Here is a 23,998-nt window from a genome sequence, read left to right on the forward strand (position 1 = left end):
GCGGAAGCTTAAGCGGAAATACGGTCTTCAGTTTATCTATCACAATCACCATATCGAATTTGAAAAGTATGAAGGACGCATTGCGATGGATATTTTGCTGGAAGAAAGCGACCCTGAGACTTTTGGCTTTGAGCTGGATATGTACTGGGTGCAAGCAGGCGGCGGTGATCCTGCGCAGTGGGCACACAAAGTTGCCGGGCGAATGCAAGTCGTTCATTTGAAAGATATGGAGATAATCGACGGACAAGCACATTTTGCCGAAGTCGGACATGGGAATATGAATATGCCCGCGATTATCGAAGCATGCCGAGCGACGAATGTAGAATGGTATGTCGTGGAGCAAGACGTATGCCGCCGAGATCCTTTTGAAAGTGCGAAGATGAGTCTGGATTATCTGAAAACGATTGCGAAAGGATGAAGAAGTCGATGCAGCGAAAAGACGGGATGAATTACGCACCGAAGCATGAAGCCAAACCTGTAGTGGAAGAAGGCGAGTTTATGTTTGCAGCGGTCGCGCTGGATCATGGGCATATCTATGGGATGTGCAACGGGTTAAAAGAAGCAGGCGGGACACTGAAATGGGTGTATGATCCCGATCAGGCAAAAGTTCAAGCTTTTCTAACGACTTATCCAGGGGTACAAATTGCAACGTCGTTAGAAGAAGTTTTGAATGACCCAGAGATCAAATTGGTGGCTTCGGCGGCAATTCCTTCGAAGCGAGGGCCGCTCGGCATCCAAGTGATGGAGAGCGGAAAAGATTATTTTACGGATAAAGCGCCGTTTACGACTATTGCGCAGCTGGAGGAAGCGGAAGCGTGCGCGGCTAGAACAAGCCGCAAATACATGGTGTATTACAGCGAGCGGCTACATGTCGAGAGCGCGGTGTATGCGGATCAGTTGATCCGCGAGGGCGCGATCGGACAAGTCGTGCAAGTGATGGGCACGGGGCCGCATCGGTTGAATGCGGCGTCGAGACCGGATTGGTTTTTCCGCCGAGAAGATTACGGCGGGATATTGTGCGATATAGGCAGTCACCAGATCGAACAGTTCCTGCATTATGCAGGCTGTGAGAGCGCCAAGGTGCTGCATAGCAAGGTGGGCAACTATCATAGCCCGGAGTATCCCGAACTGGAAGATTTCGGCGACGCGACACTCGTCGGAGATAACGGAGCGACGCAATATTTTCGCGTCGATTGGTTAACGCCTAAAGGGCTTGGCACTTGGGGCGACGGCAGAATGACGATCTTGGGCACAAAAGGGTATATCGAACTGCGTAAGTATACGGATGTGGCAAGATCCGATTCGGGCGATCATGTCTTTTGGGTAGATGAAGAAGGCGAGCATTACGAGCAAGTATCCGGCAAAGTCGGTTGTCCTTTCTTCGGACAATTGATTTTGGATTGTATTCATCGTACGGAACATGCGATGACGCAAAAACATGCTTTTCTAGCAGCAAGGCTATGTCTAGAAGCGCAAGAACAAGCATTCAACCTAACGCCGCATACGTTAGTAAAATAGAGCAAACATCGAAATTTATCGTCTCTAACGAAGGATAAGCAAGCTCACCCATGTCAAGTCAAAGACCGGAAGGTGTTAACGAATGAAGACCAAGACAGAACTAGGTGCAGCGATTATAGGCTGCGGAGCAATTTTTGTTCAGCATGCAAACGCCTTAATCCATATGGAAGACGTAGCATTGAAGCTTGTGATTGATATCGATCTTGAAAAAGCACGCCAACAAGCTGAAAAATATACATGTGAAGCAGGGAACGATTATCGATCTATTTTGCAACGTGCAGATATTCAAGTGGTACATATCTGTACGCCGCATCATTTACATGCGCCAATGATCGAAGAATTCCTTGCCGCAGGGAAACATGTATTAACCGAAAAGCCGATTGCCCATACGCCAGAAGCTAACGCATCTGTGCAAAAAGCCGCGGCGCAAAGTGAGGCTCAGCTTGGTGTCGTGTTCCAAAACCGATACAACGAAAGTTCGCGCTTGATTCGGGAAACGATTGATTCTGGTCGATTGGGTTCGCTATTAGGTCTGAAAGGGATCGTCACTTGGTCTCGATCGCCAGAATACTATACGGAAAGTGATTGGCGCGGTAAATGGGAGACAGAAGGCGGAGGTCTACTGATCAATCAAGCGATTCATACGATTGATCTACTGCAATGGTTTGCCGGAGGGAATCCTACAAAGATTAAAGGAAGTGTCACGACAGATCGACTTAGCGATTATATCGAAGTTGAAGATACGGCTCATGCGAATATTGAGTTTTCGAATGGCGTTCGCGTCCTTTTTTACGGAACCAATAGTTATATGCAAAATTCTCCTGTAGAGCTAGAACTGGTGTTTGAGCATGGGACGTTGATTCAACGTCAAGATCGTTTGTTTGAACGAAGCGGCGGCGAAGAAACGGAGCGTGGTCGCCAAGCACCCAATGCGATCGGAGAGAAATCGTATTGGGGAATGAGTCATAGACTGCTGATTGAAGACTTTTATAATCATCTACGAGAAGATCGACCGTTTTGGCTACATGCAGAAGAAGGAAGTCGTGCGCTTCAGATCGTTCATGGGATTTATGCAGCTTCGTCTAAGCAAAGCAAGGGGATATAAACCCATCTAGCAGACCAGACCGCGATAACGGTGCGAAAAAAGAGTCACTACAAAAAAAGCGTTCGTCCCTTTTGAGGGTACGAACGCTTTTGCATAATGAAACTTATTTGCCTGAATCGGATTGAGTACCGCCGCTCGAAGTATCTTCAGCAGCAGTCGTTCGGTTCGCGGTAGTATTTTGAATACCCGTAGGCAAAGTCTCCCCGATCTCTAACGTATCCGGATCATGATCTCGATTTTTGGGACGACGAGATACGAGAACAACCAGATCGACTAGAAGTACAGGTAACGATACAGAAGCCGGATAGGCGAGATAACGCGGTTGCCATTCCGGGAAAAACTTTTCTTTGTATCGACGCAGCCCTTCAAAGCCATAGAAATGCCCGCCGTAACGGAAGACGAGATTGGCGAATTTTTCTTCGCGCAACGAGCTTCGGCTTTTACCTACACTGGATAATGGCGCCATGCCAAGATTAAACGTCTGATAGCCTTGTTCTTGTGCCCATTCGATCAGTCTTGCGAACAGCAAGTCCATCGTACCGTTCGGCGTATCCGGTAGATGGCGCATTAGATCCACAGAAATCGTTTTGCCTCCGTCATAAGCAGGAGCAAGCGTTGCAAAAGCTACGATGCGACCTTCAGGATCACGGAGCAAAGCAAGCGGCGAACGTTGAATATAGACTTCATCGAACCAGCCGAGCGAATATCCTTTTTCTTTGCGGTCTCCTAGCCAAATATCGGAGATGCGGCGAAGTTCTTCGATTAACGATGAATCGTAAGGAGCGGATTCTAACGAGAATACATATCCGTCACGCTCGAAGCGATTTTTCGCTGTACGGAACGCCGTCATCTTTTTACCCGAGAACGTAAAAGTTTCCAGATTGATCAAAGCTTCTTCTCCGAGTTTGAAGAATCGATAGCCTTTTTCATGATAAATCGATAGATAATCCGGCGAAGCTTGATAAAAGACGACCGCTAACGCGTAACGATCGGAGAACACTTGGAACTCTTCGATCGCATCCCCAATCAGCTTTTTCGGACCTAGCGGATCACCGAGCACCACAAGCTTATCGCGAGAACGAGCATACGGGATCAATACTTTTCCTTCTTGCGCCCAGTAAAATTGTTTGTCCCCAAGGTACAGCATATGCGTCAGCAGATTGCCTTTTTCTTTTTCTAAAAAGGTATCTAATTGCTGCAATTCGCTGTGACAAGGAAGATCGACTTCTTTTCTTTTCGGACGAAGAAGAACAAGCAGCGAGAATAAAATCCAAGCCCCGATAATACCGCCGATCGCCATCGTTGCATACTCGCTAGGTTGAATGATCCATTCCGGTCGGAATCCAGCCGGCAACCGATTCAAAAATCTCGGATGCGACGCGGTACCAATCAGATAATAAACACCGGCAAGCACTAACGTGAAGCCGAACCAAAGCGCGATTCGTTTGCGAGATAAAGTCGCACCAGAGCGATAGAAACGAGCTCGCGAGATCCATAACAATAATGCGACACTCAGCAATACTAAAGCTTCTTCGTAGTCAAAAGCTTTGAAGAAAGTGAAGATTGCGCCTACAACGAGCAGGAGTGACGTCAATCGATGCGCACGGCGCAAACGAAGCGAAATCCCGCTCGATAAAATAATCAGCATAAAGCCGATTACGACCGAGATTTGTTGCGATAATTTCATGAGCGGTGTGGACAAGAATCGTGCCATGAAATGGATACGATCCAGCAAACCAGGCGTTGCCGCCGATAATAGAAGAATCAGACCACACGCCAATACCAGCTTGCCTAACGCCCATATGCCCATATCGCTTAGAAAACCGAATTGTCCCGGCCAATTCCAGAAACGTTGCCATTGAGCAGCAAACCCATCGCCTGGCACATCTACTTCTTCTTGAAGTTTGACAGCGGTAGCTGTAGGACTTTCCTGTGTCGGTCCTCCAGATGCCGTTTCTTTGCTAACCGGTTTGCGGCGTCCCGGAAGGAGTTCGAAAGCCGTCATGACCAGCGCGATCAACCACGGAATAATGAAGTAGAACACACGGAACAGCACAATCGTAGCGAGCGCTGTCTCTGGTCTTATTCCAGCAAGCTGTAAGCCGAGCAAAGCCGTAATATCAAAAGCTCCGATACCGCCAGGCGCAAAACTCACGATTCCGGCAATAGCCGCTACGCTGTAGATTGCCAAAGCTTCTGCGAGAGGCATGCCTTGCAAAAACTTCGAACAAATCAGCCAAAACGTCAGACCGGCAAAAAACCATTCCAATACCGAAGCCATAACGGAACCGCCGATAATACTCCATGGCAAGCGTGTACCTTGACCTTCTTTATGAAACCACTTCGCAAATAATTTCGAACGTTGCATCAATAAAAAGATCGGAAGATACAATGCCATTCCCCATACCGCGTAGATCAACCACCGATGTTCGCTGAGCATCAAAGTAATCGGCAACAAACCCACAATACCTGCCCAAGCCAATACCGATAATCCAGTCACCATCGTCGGAGACAAAAATACGATAGCGGGTGTGATCTGCCCTAATGTGATGCCGCTGTTGCGGTACAGTAAAGCTCGAACCCCTGCACCGGTAAAACCAGCGAATCCCAAAAAGTTATTGAACGTATTGGAGATCCAACCGTAACGGAAAGCTGCCCATTTGGTTACGTTCAATTTAAAATGTCTAGAAATTAAAAAGTCGTACGTGCTCATTACCGATACCGCGACTAGCGAAAGAGCCAAGATCTGAACAATATCCCAAGAAGGCATAGATCGAATATCGATGAAGATCCGAGAGAAGTTCAGTTTGCGCAGTTCGCCTTCACTTTGAAAATATACGAAAGCAATCACGACCACAGGGATCAGCAGTCGTACGATCTTCATTCGATATAAGAAGGCGAACAGCCGCAAGATTTGCAGTCGTTCCAAAATCATTTTCATCCGATTCATAAGGTCACCTACAATTATCAAGAGTTGAATTCATACATTAATTCCCAAGCGTTTACTGCTATAAATAGTAACACGAAACATGGGGTTTTCGAACCGAACAGCTTTGTAACCTTTTTGGAAAATAAAAACCGTCTACAATCTTTCTTTATCATATCGACATCGAAACTTGAATCGTTCACTTTTTATCTGACTTCTTTTTATATACGCTTTTAGGTCTAGAAGGTTCCCCGTCTTAGGTCTGGGTTCAAAAACCGTCTACAGCCTGTGTTGAAAAAAAGGGATGACCGATACAATAAGGACATAAGGAAATTGATTCAGGAGAGGCGGTGAAAAGTTAATGAGAAGCATGAAACTTAATATCCCTGCTATCGTACTTCTAGTATTGGGAGCGTTAATTCTGTTCGGTAAGTTTGGTAGTTTTGTTGGATTGTTGTTCGCAGCCGCTATCTTCGCACTCGGTTATTACGCCGTGAAGACAGGAAAAACATTTCTGGGCTGGATCTTGTTGATCGTCGGAGGATGTATGTTGCTTGCGAAGCTGTCATGGCTTATCGGTCCATTGCTCGGAATTGCTTTAATTGCAGGAGGTATCTTCTGGATCGTAAGTAAACGAAACGGCAGCAGCAGACGACGCGGTTTTGGAGGTTAATTTGCAAAACTCGCAGTTGATCGTTCCCAGCATCAATCGCACCAACCATCATGCGAAGGAGGGAGAAACGCCGAATGAGTATGTTCAAAAGAATGAGAGATATTACACTCGCCACACTCAACGATAAGCTAGAAGAAAGTCAGGATCCGGTACGGATCATCGATCAGTTTCTCGTTGAAACCAGACAGGAGATCGGTGAAGTACAGCGATTGTATGATCAATGCGCTCACCATAGCAAGCAGCTTCGTCAACAAGTCGACCATGCAACGTCAATGCGCGAAAAGCGTGAAGAACAAGCAATGTTGGCGTTGAAAGCTGACGAAGAATCGATTGCCAAACTGGCTCTGCAAGAAAAGATGTTATATGAAGAAAAAGAACGTCAGTATTTGGAACTGTGGGAACAAAGTCAAGATACGCTCAAAGAACTGGGCGAACAACTTAATGTACTCAGAAACGAATATCAGACGGTATACAATAAACGTCAATACTATTACGCCCGAATGGAGACGCTTCGTTTGCAGCAACGTCTCAATCGCCGAAGCGGCGGTTACAACTCGGACGTACCGAAAATGTTCGATCGGTTAGACGATCAAATGTCTTCCATCGAATACGAAACTTACAGCCTGCGCGATATCCGTAAGTTGGGTCAAGAAGCTTCGCAGCAGATCGGTGAAGTTGGCAATCTGCTTGAAGAAGAAATGGCTAGACTGAAAGATAAATTGAAACGCGGCGAAGGAAAGGAGTAAACGAGGATGCAAAAATTGTATCGCTCGACCCATGATCGGATGTTGACTGGGCTATGCGGCGGACTTGCACAAGAATATGGTGTGAATCCTACGTTGCTCCGTGTACTTTTCCTTGTGGGGATTCCGCTTACGAGCGGAGCTATACTTCCGATTTACTTTATCGCATCGTTAGTTATCCAAAAAGAAACGCCGCCTCATTATCCGTATGGGCCGGAAAACTATCGCGATCCTTATCGACCAGGACATCCGCAAGACCTCGATTCTTACGGTCCAAACTTTGATCGCTCACGTGAGTTTTTCGAAGCGGGACGCCAATTTCAACAACGTCCCGAGACGCCAAATCGTCCGCAGCAGCCACGTGCCGATCTGAAAAAGAGTGATATTCCGGATTCCGGTCTGGATGCGATGATGGAAGATGTCGAGAAAAAAGCACTGAAAAAAGAAGTTGAAGAATTGAAAATGAAGCTTGCCAAATATGAGAACGAGAATGAGAAAGGGGATTTATAAAATGGGAGTATTTAAAAGATTGCGTGATATGACGAAGGCGTCGGTAAACGAGATGTTGGATAAGGTTGAAGATCCGGTTGTGATGTTGAATCAATATTTGCGGGATATGGAAGAAGAAATTCATCAAGCCGAGGTAACTGTTGCGAAGCAAATGGCGAATGAGCGCCGTATGAAGCAGCGCCTTGAAGAAGCGTACCGCATGTCGGGTCAACGCGAATCACAAGCGACAGCAGCTTTGACGAACAATCAAGAAGAAGCTGCGCGCAAATTGCTGGAAGAAAAAATCTACTTCGATCAACGCATTACCGAGTATCAAGATCTGCATGCGCAAGCCGAAGGTCAAGTATCTGATCTGATGCGTCAATTGCATGAGATGAAAGACGAGTTCTACCAAATGCGTAACAAACGCAATGAATTGGTAGCTCGCGCTCAAATGGCGAAAGCGAAAAAACAAATGGCGCAAGTTAATCCGGTATACGCGATTGACAAAGGGACTTCTTCGTCAGGCTTCCGCCGCATGGAAGAAAAAATTATGCAAATGGAAGCTGAAGCCGATGTACTACGTACGCCTTACGGCGGTGGCGGTCTGAATCGCTCGTCCGCTTATATCAGCCCAGCGGATACGCAAAAGCAGCTTCAAGTCGATGAGCAGCTGAACGCGCTTAAAAACAAGCTGAACGGCGGTCAAAGCACGCCTTCGCTGACTAAAGGCGACGAAGCCTAAAAAGGATCGAAGTGGCAAGAATCGCCACACAGTCTATTCAAGGTATGCTAGAATAAAATAGCCTTGCAAGCAAAGCCATGCGGTACTCAAGCGTACCGTTATGGCTTTTGCTACGCTTGGGCACATTCACACAGTAGGAGGAGGAGCGACATGGTTAAGCAAAAAAAGACTTGGGCAATCGTATTCATCGTTATTGGCTGCATCATGTTGTTCGGTAGATGGGTCACGCCGCTCTCTATAGTCGCACTCCTCGTGCTGTGTTACGGCATTTATACGATGCGAGCAGGCAGGGCGCTTTTTGGATATAAATGTTTGGCGCTTGGAGCAGGTCTGCTTGTACTCGACCATATGATTTTATTGCTCGGCGGTATTTTGATCTCGATCGGTGTATTTTATGCGAGAGCCAAAGAGTTACATCAAGAACGCAAATATATACGGCGTCAAGAATTTGTCTCGCAGTTTCATCATACGCGTGAGCCGTGGGTACCGGAGCCGATCAGTCTATGGCATTTATTCGGAGACACCCATTGCGATTTTTCATTGGCTTTACCTACCGACGGAGATCCGACGATTCACGTACAAGGCGTGATCTGCGATGGGGATTTTACTTTCCCGGAAGAATACGCAGTCGAAATTGAAGTCTTTATCGGATACGGCAAAGTGAATTTCGAAGGCGAGACGCACAGCGGGATGTTAAACAAATTTGTTTGGCGTTCGCCAAATTATGCGTATAGTGATCAGAAAGTTAAAATTGTGATGGCGTATGCGGCAGGCAATGTAAATATTCGATTCAACTAAAAGTCGTAATTTCAATAATCGGGGAGACGATAAATAGATATGGGAAACGAACCGAGAAGAATACGAAAATCAAATACGATTGTGCGAAGTATCGGTTCAGGCATGTTATGGTCGATGATCGTGTTGATCTCGGCAATCTATGTCTTTTACTCCTACGGGCTGCTTGACGTTCCCGATCATTGGTCGCTTCGAATTCGCGCAGGGTTAACCGTGCTTACGCTGTGTCTGGCAATTGGCGCCTTATACGGATTTTATCGGGCGATGCAGGTCAAACTTCGATTTAACCGTATCCAAGATACATTACTCCTTTGGGAAAAAGGAAATCCGGCAAGAACCGCATGGCCGGCAGGCGGAGAACTGGATGATCTTGCGGAGCAATTGGATCGCGTCGGAAAAAAGTGGGAAGAACAAGTCAGCTCGCTTCAGCGATTGTCGACGCATAATGCGCAGCTTGCTGAGCAAGCGCGCGTATCGGCGATTGTGGAAGAACGCCAACGGCTTGCGCGTGAACTTCATGATGCGGTCTCGCAGCAACTTTTTGCAATCTCGATGACAGCGACAGCGGTGGGGCGGACTTTTGAAAAAGATTTGGCTAGAGCAAGACGTCAAGTTGAACTCATCGAAGAAATGTCTTCGGTGGCTCAATCCGAGATGCGTGCTTTGCTGCTACATCTGCGTCCTGTGTATTTGGAAGGCAAACCGCTGTATCAAGGGTTAAACGAATTGGTGCGAGAAATTCAAGCGAAAGCTTCGATGGAAATCACGCTGGATATGGATGTTGGGCTGGAACTTGTAAAAGGGATCGAAAATCATCTATTCCGCATTGTTCAAGAAGCAATGTCCAATACGCTCAGGCACGCCAAAGCAGATAAGATGGAGATCATGATTGTTCGGCGCAACGACGCGCTAAGGATGTCTTTGAAAGATAACGGGATCGGCTTTGAGCTGGATGAAAAAAAGCAAACTTCTTACGGATTATCATTGATGCAAGAGCGGGTAAGTGAAATCGGGGGTTCGATTCGTTATATTACCGCTCCTGGTAAAGGCACACGGATTGAACTCAATGTACCTTTGGTCAGTGGAGAACAGAGAGGGAGCGAAGAATAAACATGGAAACGGAAGAATTGATTACGGTACTGCTTGTCGATGACCATGAAATGGTGCGCATCGGTCTGGCTGCGGTGCTGGATACGGAAGACGGTATTGAAGTCGTTGGCGAAGCGAGTAGCGGCGAAGAAGGCGTACGGATGGCGCAACAATACAAGCCGGACGTGGTTCTTATGGATTTGGTCATGGACGGCATGGACGGGATCGAAGCTACGCGTGAAGTATTAAAAAATTGTCCGGCGTGCAAAGTGATCGTGCTGACGAGTTATCTGGACGACGAGAAAATGTATCCGGTGATCGAAGCTGGCGCATTTAGCTACTTGTTAAAAACATCGCGAGCGAATGAAGTTGCCGATGCGATTCGTGCGGCAGTACGCGGACAATCTGTACTTGAGTCGCAAGTCGCAGCCAAAATGATGGATCGATTCCGAACGCCTGCGCCTGCAAAAGCTTTGCATGAAGATTTAACGGAGCGAGAAATGGAAGTGCTTCGCTGCGTAGCGCAAGGGAAGTCGAATCAAGAAATTGCGGACGAGCTTATTATTGGGATCAAAACGGTAAAATTTCACGTTACCAATCTTTTGTCGAAGCTTGGCGTAGACGATCGAACGCAAGCGGCGATTTATGCGCACAAAAACGGATTAGCCGAGTAGAGCTGAAAACGCTCTACTCTATTTTTATATCGCCCGACTTGATTTCGGTGCCCGTTTTGTGTACCTTTTGGGTGGGTAGAAATATTAATGAAACCTTCATCTTAGATCAGGATAAATGATAATCAATACGATAGCATCAATTTGAAAGATATGATAGAATGACAAAACAGGCAAGACAAAAAGAGATACTATACTAATACAGGAAGAATGGGGAGCTATGACGGACAATCAAAATCTTGAAGCATTGAAAGCACCGGGCGCGGTCTTTTTCATCTTCGGGGCTACCGGAGACCTGGCTCGTCGTAAGTTGTTCCCGGCTATCTTTAGCTTGTACCGGGAAGGCAAATTGGCGGAGGATTTCGCTGTAGTCGGAGTGGCTCGGCGTCCTCGTACAAATGAAGAGTTTCGTGACGATGTATTCCGCTCGATTCAAGAATTCGGACGATACAAATCTTCGGATCAAGAAAAGTGGAATCAATTTGCGGATCACTTCGAATATAAATCCCTCGATATCAACGATGTAGCGGGATTTGAAGAACTCAAAGCACAAACCGAGGCGATCGAAACGAAGTTTTCGATTCCTGGTAACCGTATGTTCTATCTGGCGCTTGCGCCTGAACTGTTCGGCAGCGTTTCGCTCAATCTGCGCGAAGGCGGCATGCTCGAAAGCGAAGGTTGGCATCGCCTTGTGATCGAGAAGCCGTTCGGCTACGATCTCAAATCGGCTGAAAAGCTGAACGAAGAACTGGGTCGTGTATTTGAAGAAGACGAGATCTATCGGATTGACCACTATCTCGGCAAAGAGATGGTGCAAAATATCGAGACGATTCGCTTCTCGAATATGTTCTTTGAATCGCTCTGGAACAATAAATATATTGCGAACGTGCAAATCACGCTGGGTGAAACCGTCGGCGTCGAAGAGCGCGGCGGGTATTACGACCATGCCGGAGCGCTGCGCGATATGGGACAAAACCATATTTTGCAACTGCTCACGATGATCGCTATGGAACCGCCTAGCCGTCTGCTTGCTGAAGATATTCGCGACGAAAAAGTGAAGGTGCTACGTTCTCTGCACCATTTCGCGGATTCTGACGAAGTTCGTGCCAATGTAGTGCGCGGTCAGTATACAGCCGGGCAAAGCAACGGCAAAGATCTTCCGGGTTACCGTGAAGAAGATAAAGTCGATCCGAACTCCAATACCGAGACATTTTTCGCGGCTCGCGTAGCGGTAGATAACTTCCGTTGGGCAGGCGTACCGTTCTATATCCGTACGGGTAAACGTCTACCGGTAAAAACGACCGAAGTCGTGATCGAGTTCAAAAAAATGCCGGGTAACATTTACTTGGGACAAAAACATGACCTGCAACCGAACTTGCTTGTCATTCGTGTGAATCCGATGGAAGGCATTTACTTCAAAATCAATGCCAAAAAACCGGGTTCGGAATCAGAAATCGCTCAAGTGGCGATGGAGTTCTGCCAAAGCTGTCTGGTTGGCATCAACTCGCCAGAAGCTTACGAGCGTCTGATTCACGATGCAGCAAAAGGCGATTCCACGTATTTCACACGTTGGGACGAAGTCGCTTCGGCTTGGGCATTTATCGACAAGATCGATGCAGCATGGAAAGAAAATCCGTCGGATGTCAGTGCTTATCCGGCTGGAAGCTGGGGACCGGATGAAGCGCACGAATTGCTCGCGCGCGACGGATTCCACTGGTGGCCGGTTAACGGTCAAGAAGAAGATAACGTGATTTGGGTAGCTGCTTCAAGCAACTAAGTTCAAATCAATAGATTAGCCGCGATATCGTCGGAGCTTCCGATAGATATCGCGGCTTTTTTGTTATAAGGTGAATCCGATAAATTTAAGGTTGACCTTGAAGTATACTTCATTCTTTATACTGAGCGTATACCAAAGGAGTGAAGTCGATGAAAGCTTATGCGAACGGACATAGCCTAAATCCGTTAAGAAAGGTCTTTCCGATCTTTACGATGCCAGAACCTACAGGTCGCTACGGAATAGGAACATTCGAGCATCATCTGATCGATGAACAACGCAGCGAAACAAAAAGAGGAACTTTACCTACTGAAAATCCGAAGCGACGCGAAGTGCCGATTACGGTATGGTATCCGACTTTGGCTAACGATGTAGAAGGGCTTGAGCCTGAATATTATCCCGATTCATTGGGCGAATGTATCTCGTTAGTTTTTCGGTTGCCCAAACTTCTATTTCGACATTTGTCTCAAGTGAAGACGCATACGTTCCGAGACATTCCGCTGGCAAACGACCTGAGTTCTTATCCCGTGCTTTTATTTTCACCGGGAATCCGTTCGACGCGGTTTCAAAGTCTGACGTTGATCGAAGAATTAGTGAGCCGAGGTTATATTGTCGTTGGGATGGATCATCCGTACACATCGGGTAAAGTAACTTTGGCAGACGGAAACGCCGCGAAGTACCTACATGAACCTGAATTTGCTAAGTCCCGTCTGTTGTACGATTATAATGTCAAAGAGATCGCGGTTCGAGCAGCAGATGCAAGCTTCGTGATGGATACACTACAACAATGGAACACTTCGGAATCCGGTCATCTTTTGTCAGGTAAAATAGATCTGAATAAAGTCGGAATCATGGGTCATTCGTATGGAGGAGCTACAGCTGTCGAAGCCACGGTCAACGATGAAAGATTCTCAGCTGCGTTAAGCTTGGAAGGTGGATTTTGGGGCAAGGTTTCGCATACGCCTTTGGAACGTCCGTTCATGTACTTATTTACCGGCGAAACAGCGAAAAGTCTGAATCCCGATCATCCGAAGAAAGAAGCTGTTTTTTATACAGAATGGCGTGAAGATGCGGAGTGGGTGATGACGAACAGCCATAGTGACACGTGGTTTGCGACCGTAGAACCTTTTTATCATCAAAGCTTTACCGATATTTCGCTTGTTTCCCCTAAATTATTCGCTAAAAGTCTTTCGCCTGAACGAATGATTGAGATTACAAGGTCGTACACAACGGCTTTTTTCGATCATCATTTAAAAGGGATATCTTCTGAACTTTTGGAACGTGACGATGCAAAATTTCCAGAAGTCAGATACACGCCGGCTTACAGTCAACGCAGGAGGGATTAAGATGAGCAAAATGACCCGCGGACAGTTGGCGAAAAAAACAGGTCTAACCGCAGCGACGATTCGTTTCTATGAAGATGCAGGAGTGTTGCCACAACCGGAACGTAGCGAAAATGGGTATCGAATCTATGGCGAAGAATATCTCACGATCATTAAATTTATTTTGGATACGAAAGCATTAGGTTATCCGCTTGCTCGAATCGGCGATACCTTGCGTAAGCTTAGCGGCGGCTCTGAACTATCTGTCGAAAATGTGAGAGAACTGGTGCGTGAACAAATTACCGAGATTGAGAAGCAAGAGCGTTATCTAGCCGAAGTGAAGCAACATTTGGAAGATCTGCTGACCCAGTACGATGATAAAGCGGTTCACGAGTATATGCTTTCTTTTCGACAAGATCATAAGGCTTGAAAAAAATTGCATTTCCGCTGATTTTCGAGACAGATTCATCTCTTAACTACGCGCTAATTATGGTACAATGTAGGGATGAATACGCAAGATACAGAAGGGAACGTGAACATGAGCCAAACCCAAGATAAAGTTTTGCGCGAAGAAGTTGAGAAACGCAGAACTTTTGCCATTATATCTCACCCCGATGCCGGGAAAACAACATTGACAGAGAAGCTGCTTCTTTTCGGCGGCGCTATTCGTCTTGCCGGAACGGTCAAAGCTCGTAAAGCAAGCAAGCACGCAACAAGTGACTGGATGGAAATCGAAAAGCAGCGGGGGATCTCGGTAACTTCGTCCGTGATGCAGTTTGATTACAATGGGCACCGGATCAACATTTTGGATACACCGGGTCACCAAGATTTCAGTGAAGACACGTATCGTACACTGACAGCTGCCGATAGCGCGGTCATGCTGATCGACGTCGCAAAAGGTGTCGAAGCGCAGACAATCAAGTTGTTCCAAGTCTGCGCGAAGCGCGGAATTCCGATCTTTACGTTCATTAACAAATTGGACCGGGAAGGACGCAGCCCATTTGATCTGATGGAAGAATTGGAGCAAGTACTTGGAATCCGCGCGGTTCCGATGAACTGGCCAATCGGTATGGGACGCGAACTCAACGGTATCTATGATCGGATGAAAAACCAAGTCGAGTTATTCCAAGGCGACGATCATTCGCAAATCAAAGTTCAAAAAGTCGAAGATTACCACGACCCGATCATTTCGGAAATGGCGGGCGAGTATCATGCGAATCAATTGGCAGAAGAATTGGAATTGCTGGATGTTGCAGGCGACCAGTTCGATTACGAAAAAGTAAAACGCGGCGAGTTGACGCCATTGTTCTTCGGCAGTGCGATCAACAACTTCGGTCTGCAAACGTTCCTTGAGAACTTCTTGGAGCTTGCACCTAAGCCGGCGCCACGTAAAAGTACAGAAGGCGAAATTGCGCCAGAACGTGAAAAGTTCAGCGGTTATGTCTTCAAAATTCAAGCCAATATGAATCCGGCGCACCGAGATCGTATCGCGTTTTTACGTATCGTATCCGGTAAGTTTGATCGCGGCATGAGCGTAAAGCACGTGCGGGTCGGCAAAGATATCAAGCTTGCGCAGCCTCAGCAATTTTTGGCGCAAGATCGCGATATTGTCGAAACGGCTTACGCGGGCGATATTATCGGTCTGTTCGATCCGGGCATTTTCCGTATCGGCGATTCGCTGGTTGAAGGTCAGAACTTCGAGTTCGAAGAACTGCCGACGTTCTCCCCGGAAATTTTTGCTAAAGTTACAGCCAAAAATGCACTGAAACATAAACAGTATCAAAAAGGCATCGATCAGTTGACGGAAGAAGGTACGATTCAGGTCTTCCGTACAGTGAGCTTCGACGATACGATCCTCGGCGTAGTTGGACAACTGCAATTCGAAGTCTTCGAATATCGGATGAAAAACGAATATGGCGTCGATGTACAGCTTCAACGTCAATCGTTCCAATTCGCGCGTTGGATTGTAGCACCGGAGATCGATCCTTCGAAATTCCGTATCAACTCTACGCTCGTTAAAGATAAAAAAGGGAATTATGTTGCATTGTTCGAAAACGAATATGCAATGCGCACTGCGATTGATAAAAATCCGGACGCTCAATTCTTGGAAATGGCGCCCTGATTTTAAGGAGGCCTGACAAGAAATGGGTAAAGGCAAAAAGCAGTACGCGATTATCGGGATGGGACGCTTCGGCTCGAGTATCGCCAAAACGTTAAGTCAAATGGGTTTTGATGTATTGGCGATTGATGCAAGCGAAGAACGGACTCAAGAAATTTCGAATCTCGTTACACATGCGGTATCGGCAGATACGACAGATGATGAAGCGCTGCAAGCGCTCGGGATTCGTAATTTCGATGTTGTAGTCGTCGCAATCGGACAAGATATTCAAGCGAGTATTTTGACCACATTGATTTTGAAAGAAATGAATGTGCCAATGATTATTGCCAAAGCACAAACGGAACTGCACGGTAAAGTGTTAAGCAAAATCGGTGCAGATAAAGTCGTGTTCCCGGAGCGGGATATGGGAACGCGGGTCGCGCATAATCTGACTTCACCGAATATTCTCGATTATATCGAATTGTCGGGTGACTATAGCATTTTCGAAATGCTCGTTCCGGCAAGAATGGTCGGACGAAATCTTATCGAGCTGAATTTGCGTCAAAAGTATGGCTGTAACGTCATTGCGATCCGCAGAGGCAGCAAAATGAATATTTCGCCTGATCCGCATGGACGTCTATGGGAAGGCGACGTGATGGTGGTCGTTGGAGAGCGAGACGATCTGGTTCGGTTGGAGCTTGCTTTTGAGAAGCATGGATGAACTGAAATCCTTGTTTTTGGGAGAAGCTCGGGGCGCTACGGAAGAAATTCGTTCAACACGCTGTTTCGCTTGGAAAGCCTCTGGCTTTCCGTGCTCAAAGGCGTCTTTCACTGAATTTCTTCCTTCGCTAGTGCTTCTCGGAAAAGGCTTTCTGCACCATTGAAGGGTGTAGGGGTAAAAAAGATAACATATAGAGCAAATAAAGGTATCGCTGCGGCGATGCCTTTACTTTTGAAGATCGTTATTTTTGAAGGATGGGAGGATAAAGAAATGGCACATACACAGATTGAATCGACGGGGAATGCGCGGGTCAAAGAATGGGCAGGGCTACTCGAGAAGAAGCATCGGGATCGGCAAGGGAAGTATTTGCTTGAAGGGATTCATCTGGTACAAGAAGCGCTTCGTTCAGGAGCGGATGTCGAATGTGTCGCTTATGATGTGACGCTCGGGGTACCTGTTGAATTGAAAAAGGATGCGGCATCTGGCGATACCGAATGGGTTGCGGTCTCGTCTGCGATTGTGGCAAAGTGTACCGAAGCGCGGACGCCGCAGCCGGTCTTTGCGATTGTGCGTAAATCGGCAGCGAAGATCGAGGATATTTTGCGAGTGGAGCATTCGCTGGTCGCGGTGCTCGACGGGGTTCAAGATCCGGGGAATGTCGGCACGATCATTCGGGCGGCAGATGCGGCGGGCGCGTCAGGCGTACTGATTGGGCGCGGCTGCGCGGATATTTATAATCCGAAAACCGTACGTTCGACGATGGGCTCGCTATTTCATCTGCCGATCGTCGAATGTGACTTAACGGAGCTGCTGCCGCAGGCTCAAAAAGCATCGGCGAAGATCGTCAGCACAAGCCTTCAAGCGCAGCATAATTGCTACGAAGCGGATTATAAAGGCGCGACGTGGTTTGTATTCGGTAGCGAAGGCAGCGGTGTGTCGCCCGAAGTGCAAGCTTTCGTCGATGAATCGATCATTATTCCGATGCCGGGTCAAGCCGAATCGCTGAATGTCGCGATGGCGGCTTCGATCTTGTTGTTTGAAGCGGTGCGTCAGCGGTTGAATTAACTGAATGTGATCGAAAAACGACCTTTCCTTATTGATTAAGGAAAGGTCGTTTTGTTATGGATTCCAGATCCGCTTCACATTATCAAAAGCAATCCGCGTACCCGTCAGGCAATCTTCCATGCCTTCGTATTCAATCGATAGAAAGCCGTCATAGCCGGAAGATCGGATCAGATCGATCAATGCGACGAGATCCAGATCGCCTTGCCCGGCGATTGCGCCGCGCAGATAGTTGCCGCCGCTGCTGCGGAACCAGCCTTCGCCAGGATTGCGATGAGGAGGGCGAATATAGAAGTCTTTGATATGCACCATTGAAGCATAAGGCAGATTGTTTGCTACAGCTGTCTGTGGATTTTCATCGACGCAGACAAAATTGCCGACGTCGAGCGTCGTGCGGAAATTAGCACGGTCTACCGCATGGACCAACGTCTGTACACGATCGCTGGCTTGGATATAATAACCGTGATTTTCTACGCTGGTGATGATCCCGTACTGCGCCGCATGATCGGCGATCCGGCGACATGCCGATGCCAAACGTTCCAAATCTTCATTGAAAAGCAAGATTGAAGTGTCTTCGCGCGAAGCCACGTCATGACGCATCCGCTTGATCCCAAGCCTTGCCGCGCGGTCTACTTCGGATATGACACGAGCGATTTCGGCTTCATAGCTAGCTTCATCTTTCGTAATGAAGTTCGCGCCGATCGCATAATTCGAAAGTTCCAGCGAAAGGCTGTTTGCAAGTTCAATCAAGCGGGCTTCCAGATGAGCGTCTTCGCTAAAATCAAATCCGAGACCTGGCACAAGCTCGATATGCGATGCGCCAAGTTCAGCTACCCAATGAAATACGTCTTCGATCGTCATTTTGCTTTGCTGCATAGCTTGATACAGACTGTACGAACTAATCCCGAGTTGCATAAGAGTAAGGTTCTCCTTTCGAAGTGAAATCAAACGTTTAATCTTGTGAAATTAAGCTCGGTATTTTTGGATAAATTGAACGGCTCCCGCAATATCGGCGGCTGGATCATCGCCAACTTCGCGTTCAATCGTCAAATAACCGGTATAGCCGATATCTTGGAGTGCTTGAAAATACGCATCGAAATCGACATCGCCTTCGCCCGGCGGGAGTTCGATAAAGTCTGCACCGCCCGAAGCCATATCTGCGATCGCGGTATGATCCATCTTGTCATAACCAAGATAGCCGTATACTTGCTTCGGATTCACTTCGCGCAGGCGACGACCGTCTTTTACATGCGTATGCACGATGTAATCTTTAAGGGTATGTACGCCGCGCACCGGATCATCGCCGGTTACCATAACCATATTCGCAGGATCGAAGTTGACGGAAACGCCTTTTGTGCCGAGAGTATCTAGGAAACTTTTCAAATGAGCGGCAGGTTCCGGACCGGTCTCGATTGCAAAATAAGCATTCATGCTGCTGGCATAACGACTCAGTTCTTCGCAAGCTTGCTGCATCGCGGCGTAAATAGCACTATTTCGATCATCAGGAACGATGCCGATATGGGTCGTCACGATATTCGTTCCGAGTTCGAGTGCAAGATCTAAAATCCGTTTGGATTTCTCGATTTTCGCGGCATTGACCGAAGCATCTTGAAACCCATGCCCTGCCAAATCTCCGCAAAGTGCGGAAATATCCAGACCTAGCCCATCGATCAGACTGCGTAATTCGCGGCGCTGTGTACTTGTCAGATTATCAGGGTCCATCTCGCCGGATACCGCGTAAATCTGAACGCCTTCTGCGCCTACGTCTTTGGCTTTTTGGAGCCCTTCAGCAATCCCGATCCCGAAGCTGTCGACGATCACTCCGATTTTGTTCGTTAAGCGTAATGAATGGTTCATCCAAAACCCTCCTTATAATGAAATTTCGCGTCCTTCTTTCGCCGATTGATAAATCGCGTTCAAAATTCGGATCATCTCAACACCGTCTTCAACCGGGCATAGATTCTCGACTTTACCTTGGCAGACTTGGACAAAATGATGAATTTCCCGCTTAAAGCTATCTGTAAAATCAAAGCCCGGCGTTGTCAGTTGCGGATCGATATTGACTATCGTGTTATGGCGTTCGGTTGCAATCGCGAGTTTCGGTTCGATCTCGGCGCCGCCACGTTCGCCAAACACGTCAATTTGCGCAGAGTCTTTGCGAGCATGTAGGGAGAAGCTCACATCAACCATGAGCGAAGCGCCATTTTCAAAACGGATCATCGCGTTCGCCATATCTTCGACGGTATTGATCGAAGGATCAAAATCGGCAGCTTGATAATAATCGTAATGTTGAATCTGAGAACGGTTGCCGAGTTTGCGATACGTGTTGCCGCTGACCGAAATCACTTTGGGTTTGCCCATCAAATACCAACACAGATCAATCACGTGAACCCCGATATCGATCAAAGGCCCACCGCCCGAACGTTCTTGATCCGCAAACCAACCTCCCGGATTTCCGAGACGACGGATGAGACTCGCTTTTGCATAATATAAGTCACCCAGATCGCCAGCATCGATAAATCGTTTTAAAACTTCGATATTGGTGGCATGACGACGAACGTAACCGACTTGCAACACTTTGCCGGTTTGCTCAACCGCTTGTTGGACAGATCGCGCTTCTTCGACCGTTTTACATAAGGGCTTTTCGCATAATACATGTTTGCCTGCGTGCAAAGCAGCAATACTGATTTCCGCGTGTGAATTATTCCATGTGCAAATACTGACCGCATGAATATGAGGATCGGCAAGCAGTTGATGATAATCTTCGTATATGCCTTCAATCTGGTACTGCGAAGCAACCTGCTCGGCGCGTTTGAGATTGAGATCGCATACAGCGACTAATTTGACCTCAGGATGCGAAGCATAAGCTTGCAAATGCGCGTCAGAGATTGAACCGCAGCCAATTAATCCGATATGAATTTTTTCCATAATAAGCTTCATCCTTTCCTTTATATCGAGAGGCGATATGTTATATTTGTTCAGAATAGATGATAGATACGTCTAATTTAGCACAGCTTTATTCAAGGAGAGAATGTTATAGATGTCAAAATATATGGACTATACGATCAGCCGAAGCCCGATTCGCGTGCTGACGCCTTCTGTCGATACGACAAGACTTCGGATTCAATCGGCAATTCTCGTTAATGCCGGGCATTTGCCGGGACGGACAACGCCTCGAAGTAACGCTACATTTCATCACTGGGCGATAGTATTGATCACAGGAGGAAGCGGAACTTATCGAGTGAACCAAGAAGAAGTGCAGACCGTACAAGCCGGTTCGTGGTTTTGCTTATATCCTGGAGCCAGCTTCGATTACGGCCCGCTTCCGGGTGAGTATTGGGACGAATATTATTTTACTTGTTCAGGTGCGCGGGTTGCAGAATGGCGAGAAAACTTGCTGCCAGCATCGGGTATCGTTCAGGAGTGGAGAATCGACGAAATTATGCTGCAGCGGATGGAAAATATGCTGAGATTGATCGATAGCGGAACACCTGACCATCTAGACCGAGCTGCGCTGCAATTAGAAAGTTTTTTATATGAATTAGTATTCGACGAAGCAGGGGTAGAAGAAGCAAAACGAGAACGGTTAGCCGAGCAGATTATCGAAGACATCCAGCGTTTGCGGCATCTACCTCCGACTGTGGAACAGATTGCGGCTATTCATCATATTTCGGTCTCTACGCTGCGCCGAATCGTGCAAAAATATACCGGTTATCCGTTCAATGAATTTGTCCATCGATTACGTACCGCTGAAGCCCGTAATATTTTGCTCAATACCGAACTAAGTGTCAAAGAAATCGGAGAAAGACTTGGATATTCGGATATGTTTTATTTTTCTCGCGTTTTTAAACGGATTACCGGCGTCTCTCCGAGAGAGTATCGAAACCGGGTGGGTCCTTGAAAAGAAAGGCGTAAAGCTGATAACGAAAGCGTTTATCCACAAGTCTTTATTGGTTTTTTTACCAGTCACCGTTATAATGAATGTAGATGGATGTCTAATCTTATGATTTATTGAATAGTAGCAAAGTATAACGTCAGAAAGATATAGGTTGAAAGATAGAACATAGACTGTGAACGGTGAGCGTTGCGGTAGGGGAGGGAAATTCGTTGTTTCAAATCGGTGGTAAAGTATACGAAATCATGATCGACTACAGAAACGGCTGGAATGCAGAAGCGTTTCGTGGCAGATACAGTGAAATTTTAGAACGTTATGATTACATCATTGGAGACTGGGGCTATAATCAACTGCGCCTCAAAGGCATGTACCACGATGGACAATCCAAGATCGCAAAAGAATCCCAATTTTCTTTTACAACCGATTATATTACCGAACATTGTAATTTCGGATGCGCTTACTTCGTAATTCGCAAAGTCAAAGACATGAAAGATGTCAAAGACCCGGAAGAAGCGGCGCAATATCAAAACTTGGATGAAATCAAAGAACCGGTGCGCGAATATCGCGTAACGCAAAAATCGAAAGACAAAGAAGCGGCGAAAGAAAAAGGCGAGCAGCCCGCAGCGAAAGAACGCAAAGAACATCGAGGTCGCAATAATAATGATCGAGATGCAAAAAATTCGCGTCATGCAGATGCGCCAAGCGAGACGGAATCGAAAGATAAATCGCAAGGGAATTCAGGCAAAAAGCAAGTCCAACGCGGCGAGCGTCCTAATCGGGACAAGTCTAAAAACGCCAACGGCGAATCACATTCCCGCAATCGCAAACGAGAAGATCGCAACGCGGATAAAAATTCGGGCAACGATCAACGTCCTAGCGGCGAAAATCGTTCGGGACAGCGTCAAGGTAACGCAGAACGAACGAGCCGGGAAGCTTCGGCATCTTCTGCACCTGCAAATCCGGCAGCGCAATCACGTACGGAATAGTCTATCCAGATCGAATACGTATAGAAAAGAAAAAGCAAAAGCGGCTCTCCCAAGAGCCGCTTTTGCTTTTTCTACATCTACCGGATTTTTGTAAACTGATTAAACGTCGTTTAGCCAAGGAAAGCTTCACGAACCCGATTCCAGAACGGAAACGGACGGTAACGAGCGAAACTGATTTTTTGACTCGATACCCGGCAACGTACCGATACGAGATCGTCGATCGTCAGATAACGGTGATCCATAGTCAAAATGAGACGTTGGTCTTTGCGCGAATAAATATCGCAATGATGATGCTTCGGCAAAACAAGAGGGGAACCGAGAGTACGGAAAACCCGGTTGTTGATCGAAGCAATCTCTGCAATCTGCAAAGCTTCAAGCGTCGGGTGCATAATCGCACCGCCCAGACCGCGATTGTAAGCGGTACTGCCAGACGGCGTAGAAACGCAGATGCCGTCGCCTCGGAACATTTCGAATACTTCGTCATTGATGTCGATCTGCACGACCATGGTCGCTTCGGCACCTTTGATCGCAAATTCGTTAAGCACGGTATGCGTAGACGTACCCGATTTACGTTCGATTTCAAGCTCTAACAGCGGGTACTTGACCATCTTCGGCCCTAATCCGCCTTCGCCGGCACCTGACATAAATTCGATCAGTTCCGGTAAATCTTCGGCTTTCCAATCCGCGTAAAAGCCCAGATGCCCTGTGTGCACGCCGACAAATGCAATCTCGGGAATCCGGTCGATAAACGAATGAAACGCATGAAGCATGGTTCCGTCTCCGCCGATCGAAATTACGATTTCCGGTGATTCGGAATCCATCTCAAACCCTTTTTCGGCTGCGAGTGTATGAAATTGTTGGCTGAGGTCGATCGATAATTGGTCGCCACGGTCCAGTACATAGTATTTCAACGATTGAACGCTCCTTTTCTCGGAGTTTTGCTTTGCCAAGCACGCCGATGCCTTTTCCCGTTCATTTTAACATGTTCAAGAGATGGAAGCGCGGAAAACTTTTTTTTGTAAATTTTATCCTTAATTCTTTTGGAAAGCGGTTGCAAAATCGCTTTATTTTTTGATGAACTGTGATAGAATAAAAAAACCAAACTTTTAACTGCTTATCTCGTTCTTTTGACGGATGACAGGGTTCGCATATCGACATTTGTCCTTAAATTTGATACGGACGGAGTGGTCACATGAGTGTTGTTACAGCAATTATGGTGTGTGCTTTCGTATACGTAATCCGTATTTCTCATGAACATATTGGGGAAGAGGAGTGGAGCGGATATTGAGTTTGAAGTAAATTCGATTAACGTGGGTTCCGGGGGACGGGTACACGGTCAAAAAGGCGTGGAGGTTAATCCTCGACGCCTTTTTGCATTTTTCCTTT

General features: G+C 47.0%; 23 protein-coding genes. 18 read left to right on the forward strand and 5 right to left on the reverse strand.

The window, feature by feature from the left end; all coding sequences use genetic code 11:
• The 3 genes from NOM90_RS16740 to NOM90_RS16750 all read left to right on the forward strand — a co-directional run.
• A partial coding sequence (locus NOM90_RS16740; RefSeq protein ID WP_255943601.1) for a sugar phosphate isomerase/epimerase family protein occupies nt 1-418 on the forward strand: 418 nt, incomplete at its 5' end.
• Between the two features lie 8 nt (nt 419-426).
• The gene (locus NOM90_RS16745) at nt 427-1,518 is read left to right on the forward strand and encodes a Gfo/Idh/MocA family protein (protein ID WP_255943602.1); all 1,092 of its coding nucleotides are present in this window, start codon (nt 427-429) and stop codon (nt 1,516-1,518) included.
• Between the two features lie 82 nt (nt 1,519-1,600).
• Nucleotides 1,601-2,623: a Gfo/Idh/MocA family protein gene (locus NOM90_RS16750; protein ID WP_255943603.1), complete on the forward strand. Its 1,023-nt coding sequence runs from the start codon at nt 1,601-1,603 to the stop codon at nt 2,621-2,623.
• A 103-nt stretch (nt 2,624-2,726) separates the two neighbouring features.
• On the opposite strand, the gene mprF is transcribed toward NOM90_RS16750, so the two are convergent.
• Entirely contained in the window at nt 2,727-5,573 is a 2,847-nt protein-coding gene (mprF, locus tag NOM90_RS16755; protein ID WP_255943605.1) for a bifunctional lysylphosphatidylglycerol flippase/synthetase MprF, read from the reverse strand.
• Nucleotides 5,574-5,910: 337 nt separating this feature from the next.
• On the opposite strand from mprF, the gene NOM90_RS16760 reads away from it, so the two are divergent.
• From NOM90_RS16760 to NOM90_RS16820, 13 genes are all read left to right on the forward strand, one after another.
• A complete protein-coding gene (locus tag NOM90_RS16760; protein ID WP_255943607.1) occupies nt 5,911-6,222 on the forward strand; it encodes a hypothetical protein in 312 nt (103 codons plus the stop codon).
• A 74-nt stretch (nt 6,223-6,296) separates the two neighbouring features.
• Nucleotides 6,297-6,968 (forward strand): PspA/IM30 family protein, encoded by a 672-nt coding sequence (locus tag NOM90_RS16765; protein WP_255943609.1) that lies wholly within the window; start codon nt 6,297-6,299, stop codon nt 6,966-6,968.
• Between the two features lie 6 nt (nt 6,969-6,974).
• A complete protein-coding gene (locus NOM90_RS16770) occupies nt 6,975-7,475 on the forward strand; it encodes a PspC domain-containing protein (RefSeq protein ID WP_255943611.1) in 501 nt (166 codons plus the stop codon).
• Nucleotide 7,476: 1 nt separating this feature from the next.
• On the forward strand, nt 7,477-8,199 hold the full coding sequence (locus NOM90_RS16775) for a PspA/IM30 family protein (protein WP_255943613.1): 723 nt from the start codon (nt 7,477-7,479) through the stop codon (nt 8,197-8,199).
• Between the two features lie 150 nt (nt 8,200-8,349).
• Nucleotides 8,350-8,997: a cell wall-active antibiotics response protein LiaF gene (liaF, locus tag NOM90_RS16780; RefSeq protein WP_255943615.1), complete on the forward strand. Its 648-nt coding sequence runs from the start codon at nt 8,350-8,352 to the stop codon at nt 8,995-8,997.
• A gap of 39 nt (nt 8,998-9,036) precedes the next feature.
• On the forward strand, nt 9,037-10,104 hold the full coding sequence (locus tag NOM90_RS16785; protein WP_255943617.1) for a sensor histidine kinase: 1,068 nt from the start codon (nt 9,037-9,039) through the stop codon (nt 10,102-10,104).
• A gap of 2 nt (nt 10,105-10,106) precedes the next feature.
• Nucleotides 10,107-10,757: a response regulator gene (locus NOM90_RS16790; protein ID WP_255943619.1), complete on the forward strand. Its 651-nt coding sequence runs from the start codon at nt 10,107-10,109 to the stop codon at nt 10,755-10,757.
• Nucleotides 10,758-10,974: 217 nt separating this feature from the next.
• Entirely contained in the window at nt 10,975-12,531 is a 1,557-nt protein-coding gene (gene zwf / locus NOM90_RS16795) for a glucose-6-phosphate dehydrogenase (RefSeq protein WP_255943621.1), read from the forward strand.
• A 149-nt stretch (nt 12,532-12,680) separates the two neighbouring features.
• Nucleotides 12,681-13,874 carry an alpha/beta hydrolase family protein gene (locus NOM90_RS16800; protein ID WP_255943623.1) on the forward strand — a complete coding sequence of 398 codons (1,194 nt, stop codon included), beginning with the start codon at nt 12,681-12,683 and terminating at the stop codon, nt 13,872-13,874.
• A gap of 1 nt (nt 13,875) precedes the next feature.
• Nucleotides 13,876-14,280 carry a MerR family transcriptional regulator gene (locus NOM90_RS16805; RefSeq protein ID WP_255943624.1) on the forward strand — a complete coding sequence of 135 codons (405 nt, stop codon included), beginning with the start codon at nt 13,876-13,878 and terminating at the stop codon, nt 14,278-14,280.
• Between the two features lie 108 nt (nt 14,281-14,388).
• The gene (locus tag NOM90_RS16810) at nt 14,389-15,972 is read left to right on the forward strand and encodes a peptide chain release factor 3 (protein ID WP_255943625.1); all 1,584 of its coding nucleotides are present in this window, start codon (nt 14,389-14,391) and stop codon (nt 15,970-15,972) included.
• 22 nt (nt 15,973-15,994) lie between these two features.
• Nucleotides 15,995-16,669, forward strand: a complete 675-nt coding sequence (locus NOM90_RS16815; protein WP_255943627.1) for a potassium channel family protein — start codon at nt 15,995-15,997, stop codon at nt 16,667-16,669.
• Between the two features lie 270 nt (nt 16,670-16,939).
• Nucleotides 16,940-17,734 carry a TrmH family RNA methyltransferase gene (locus NOM90_RS16820; RefSeq protein WP_255943628.1) on the forward strand — a complete coding sequence of 265 codons (795 nt, stop codon included), beginning with the start codon at nt 16,940-16,942 and terminating at the stop codon, nt 17,732-17,734.
• A gap of 54 nt (nt 17,735-17,788) precedes the next feature.
• On the opposite strand, the gene NOM90_RS16825 is transcribed toward NOM90_RS16820, so the two are convergent.
• From NOM90_RS16825 to NOM90_RS16835, 3 genes are read right to left on the reverse strand one after another with little or no spacing between them, the layout of a single operon-like run.
• Nucleotides 17,789-18,646, reverse strand: a complete 858-nt coding sequence (locus NOM90_RS16825) for a sugar phosphate isomerase/epimerase family protein (RefSeq protein WP_255943630.1) — start codon at nt 18,644-18,646, stop codon at nt 17,789-17,791.
• A 51-nt stretch (nt 18,647-18,697) separates the two neighbouring features.
• On the reverse strand, nt 18,698-19,588 hold the full coding sequence (locus NOM90_RS16830) for a sugar phosphate isomerase/epimerase family protein (protein ID WP_255943632.1): 891 nt from the start codon (nt 19,586-19,588) through the stop codon (nt 18,698-18,700).
• A gap of 12 nt (nt 19,589-19,600) precedes the next feature.
• Nucleotides 19,601-20,659, reverse strand: coding sequence for a Gfo/Idh/MocA family protein (locus NOM90_RS16835; protein WP_255943634.1), 1,059 nt, complete (start codon nt 20,657-20,659; stop codon nt 19,601-19,603).
• Between the two features lie 112 nt (nt 20,660-20,771).
• On the opposite strand from NOM90_RS16835, the gene NOM90_RS16840 reads away from it, so the two are divergent.
• Together NOM90_RS16840 and NOM90_RS16845 are read left to right on the forward strand one after the other, a co-directional pair.
• The gene (locus tag NOM90_RS16840) at nt 20,772-21,632 is read left to right on the forward strand and encodes a helix-turn-helix transcriptional regulator (RefSeq protein WP_255943636.1); all 861 of its coding nucleotides are present in this window, start codon (nt 20,772-20,774) and stop codon (nt 21,630-21,632) included.
• Between the two features lie 206 nt (nt 21,633-21,838).
• On the forward strand, nt 21,839-22,612 hold the full coding sequence (locus NOM90_RS16845; protein WP_255943638.1) for a YutD family protein: 774 nt from the start codon (nt 21,839-21,841) through the stop codon (nt 22,610-22,612).
• 110 nt (nt 22,613-22,722) lie between these two features.
• On the opposite strand, the gene NOM90_RS16850 is transcribed toward NOM90_RS16845, so the two are convergent.
• Complete coding sequence (locus tag NOM90_RS16850; RefSeq protein WP_255943640.1) at nt 22,723-23,523, reverse strand: NAD kinase; 801 nt, start codon at nt 23,521-23,523, stop codon at nt 22,723-22,725.
• Nucleotides 23,524-23,998: the final 475 nt, after the last annotated feature.

Source organism: Saccharibacillus sp. JS10, assembly GCF_024436065.1.
In the GTDB taxonomy this organism is placed as follows: domain Bacteria; phylum Bacillota; class Bacilli; order Paenibacillales; family Paenibacillaceae; genus Saccharibacillus.

Bases quoted from the DNA above. Each gene is read 5' to 3' on its own strand.
- NOM90_RS16745 (WP_255943602.1), top strand. From the start codon at position 427: ATGCAGCGAAAAGACGGGATGAATTACGCACCGAAGCATGAAGCCAAA.
- NOM90_RS16750 (WP_255943603.1), top strand. From the start codon at position 1,601: ATGAAGACCAAGACAGAACTAGGTGCAGCGATTATAGGCTGCGGAGCA.
- mprF (WP_255943605.1), bottom strand. From the start codon at position 5,573: ATGAATCGGATGAAAATGATTTTGGAACGACTGCAAATCTTGCGGCTG.
- NOM90_RS16760 (WP_255943607.1), top strand. From the start codon at position 5,911: ATGAGAAGCATGAAACTTAATATCCCTGCTATCGTACTTCTAGTATTG.
- NOM90_RS16765 (WP_255943609.1), top strand. From the start codon at position 6,297: ATGAGTATGTTCAAAAGAATGAGAGATATTACACTCGCCACACTCAAC.
- NOM90_RS16770 (WP_255943611.1), top strand. From the start codon at position 6,975: ATGCAAAAATTGTATCGCTCGACCCATGATCGGATGTTGACTGGGCTA.
- NOM90_RS16775 (WP_255943613.1), top strand. From the start codon at position 7,477: ATGGGAGTATTTAAAAGATTGCGTGATATGACGAAGGCGTCGGTAAAC.
- liaF (WP_255943615.1), top strand. From the start codon at position 8,350: ATGGTTAAGCAAAAAAAGACTTGGGCAATCGTATTCATCGTTATTGGC.
- NOM90_RS16785 (WP_255943617.1), top strand. From the start codon at position 9,037: ATGGGAAACGAACCGAGAAGAATACGAAAATCAAATACGATTGTGCGA.
- NOM90_RS16790 (WP_255943619.1), top strand. From the start codon at position 10,107: ATGGAAACGGAAGAATTGATTACGGTACTGCTTGTCGATGACCATGAA.
- zwf (WP_255943621.1), top strand. From the start codon at position 10,975: ATGACGGACAATCAAAATCTTGAAGCATTGAAAGCACCGGGCGCGGTC.
- NOM90_RS16800 (WP_255943623.1), top strand. From the start codon at position 12,681: ATGAAAGCTTATGCGAACGGACATAGCCTAAATCCGTTAAGAAAGGTC.
- NOM90_RS16805 (WP_255943624.1), top strand. From the start codon at position 13,876: ATGAGCAAAATGACCCGCGGACAGTTGGCGAAAAAAACAGGTCTAACC.
- NOM90_RS16810 (WP_255943625.1), top strand. From the start codon at position 14,389: ATGAGCCAAACCCAAGATAAAGTTTTGCGCGAAGAAGTTGAGAAACGC.
- NOM90_RS16815 (WP_255943627.1), top strand. From the start codon at position 15,995: ATGGGTAAAGGCAAAAAGCAGTACGCGATTATCGGGATGGGACGCTTC.
- NOM90_RS16820 (WP_255943628.1), top strand. From the start codon at position 16,940: ATGGCACATACACAGATTGAATCGACGGGGAATGCGCGGGTCAAAGAA.
- NOM90_RS16825 (WP_255943630.1), bottom strand. From the start codon at position 18,646: ATGCAACTCGGGATTAGTTCGTACAGTCTGTATCAAGCTATGCAGCAA.
- NOM90_RS16830 (WP_255943632.1), bottom strand. From the start codon at position 19,588: ATGAACCATTCATTACGCTTAACGAACAAAATCGGAGTGATCGTCGAC.
- NOM90_RS16835 (WP_255943634.1), bottom strand. From the start codon at position 20,659: ATGGAAAAAATTCATATCGGATTAATTGGCTGCGGTTCAATCTCTGAC.
- NOM90_RS16840 (WP_255943636.1), top strand. From the start codon at position 20,772: ATGTCAAAATATATGGACTATACGATCAGCCGAAGCCCGATTCGCGTG.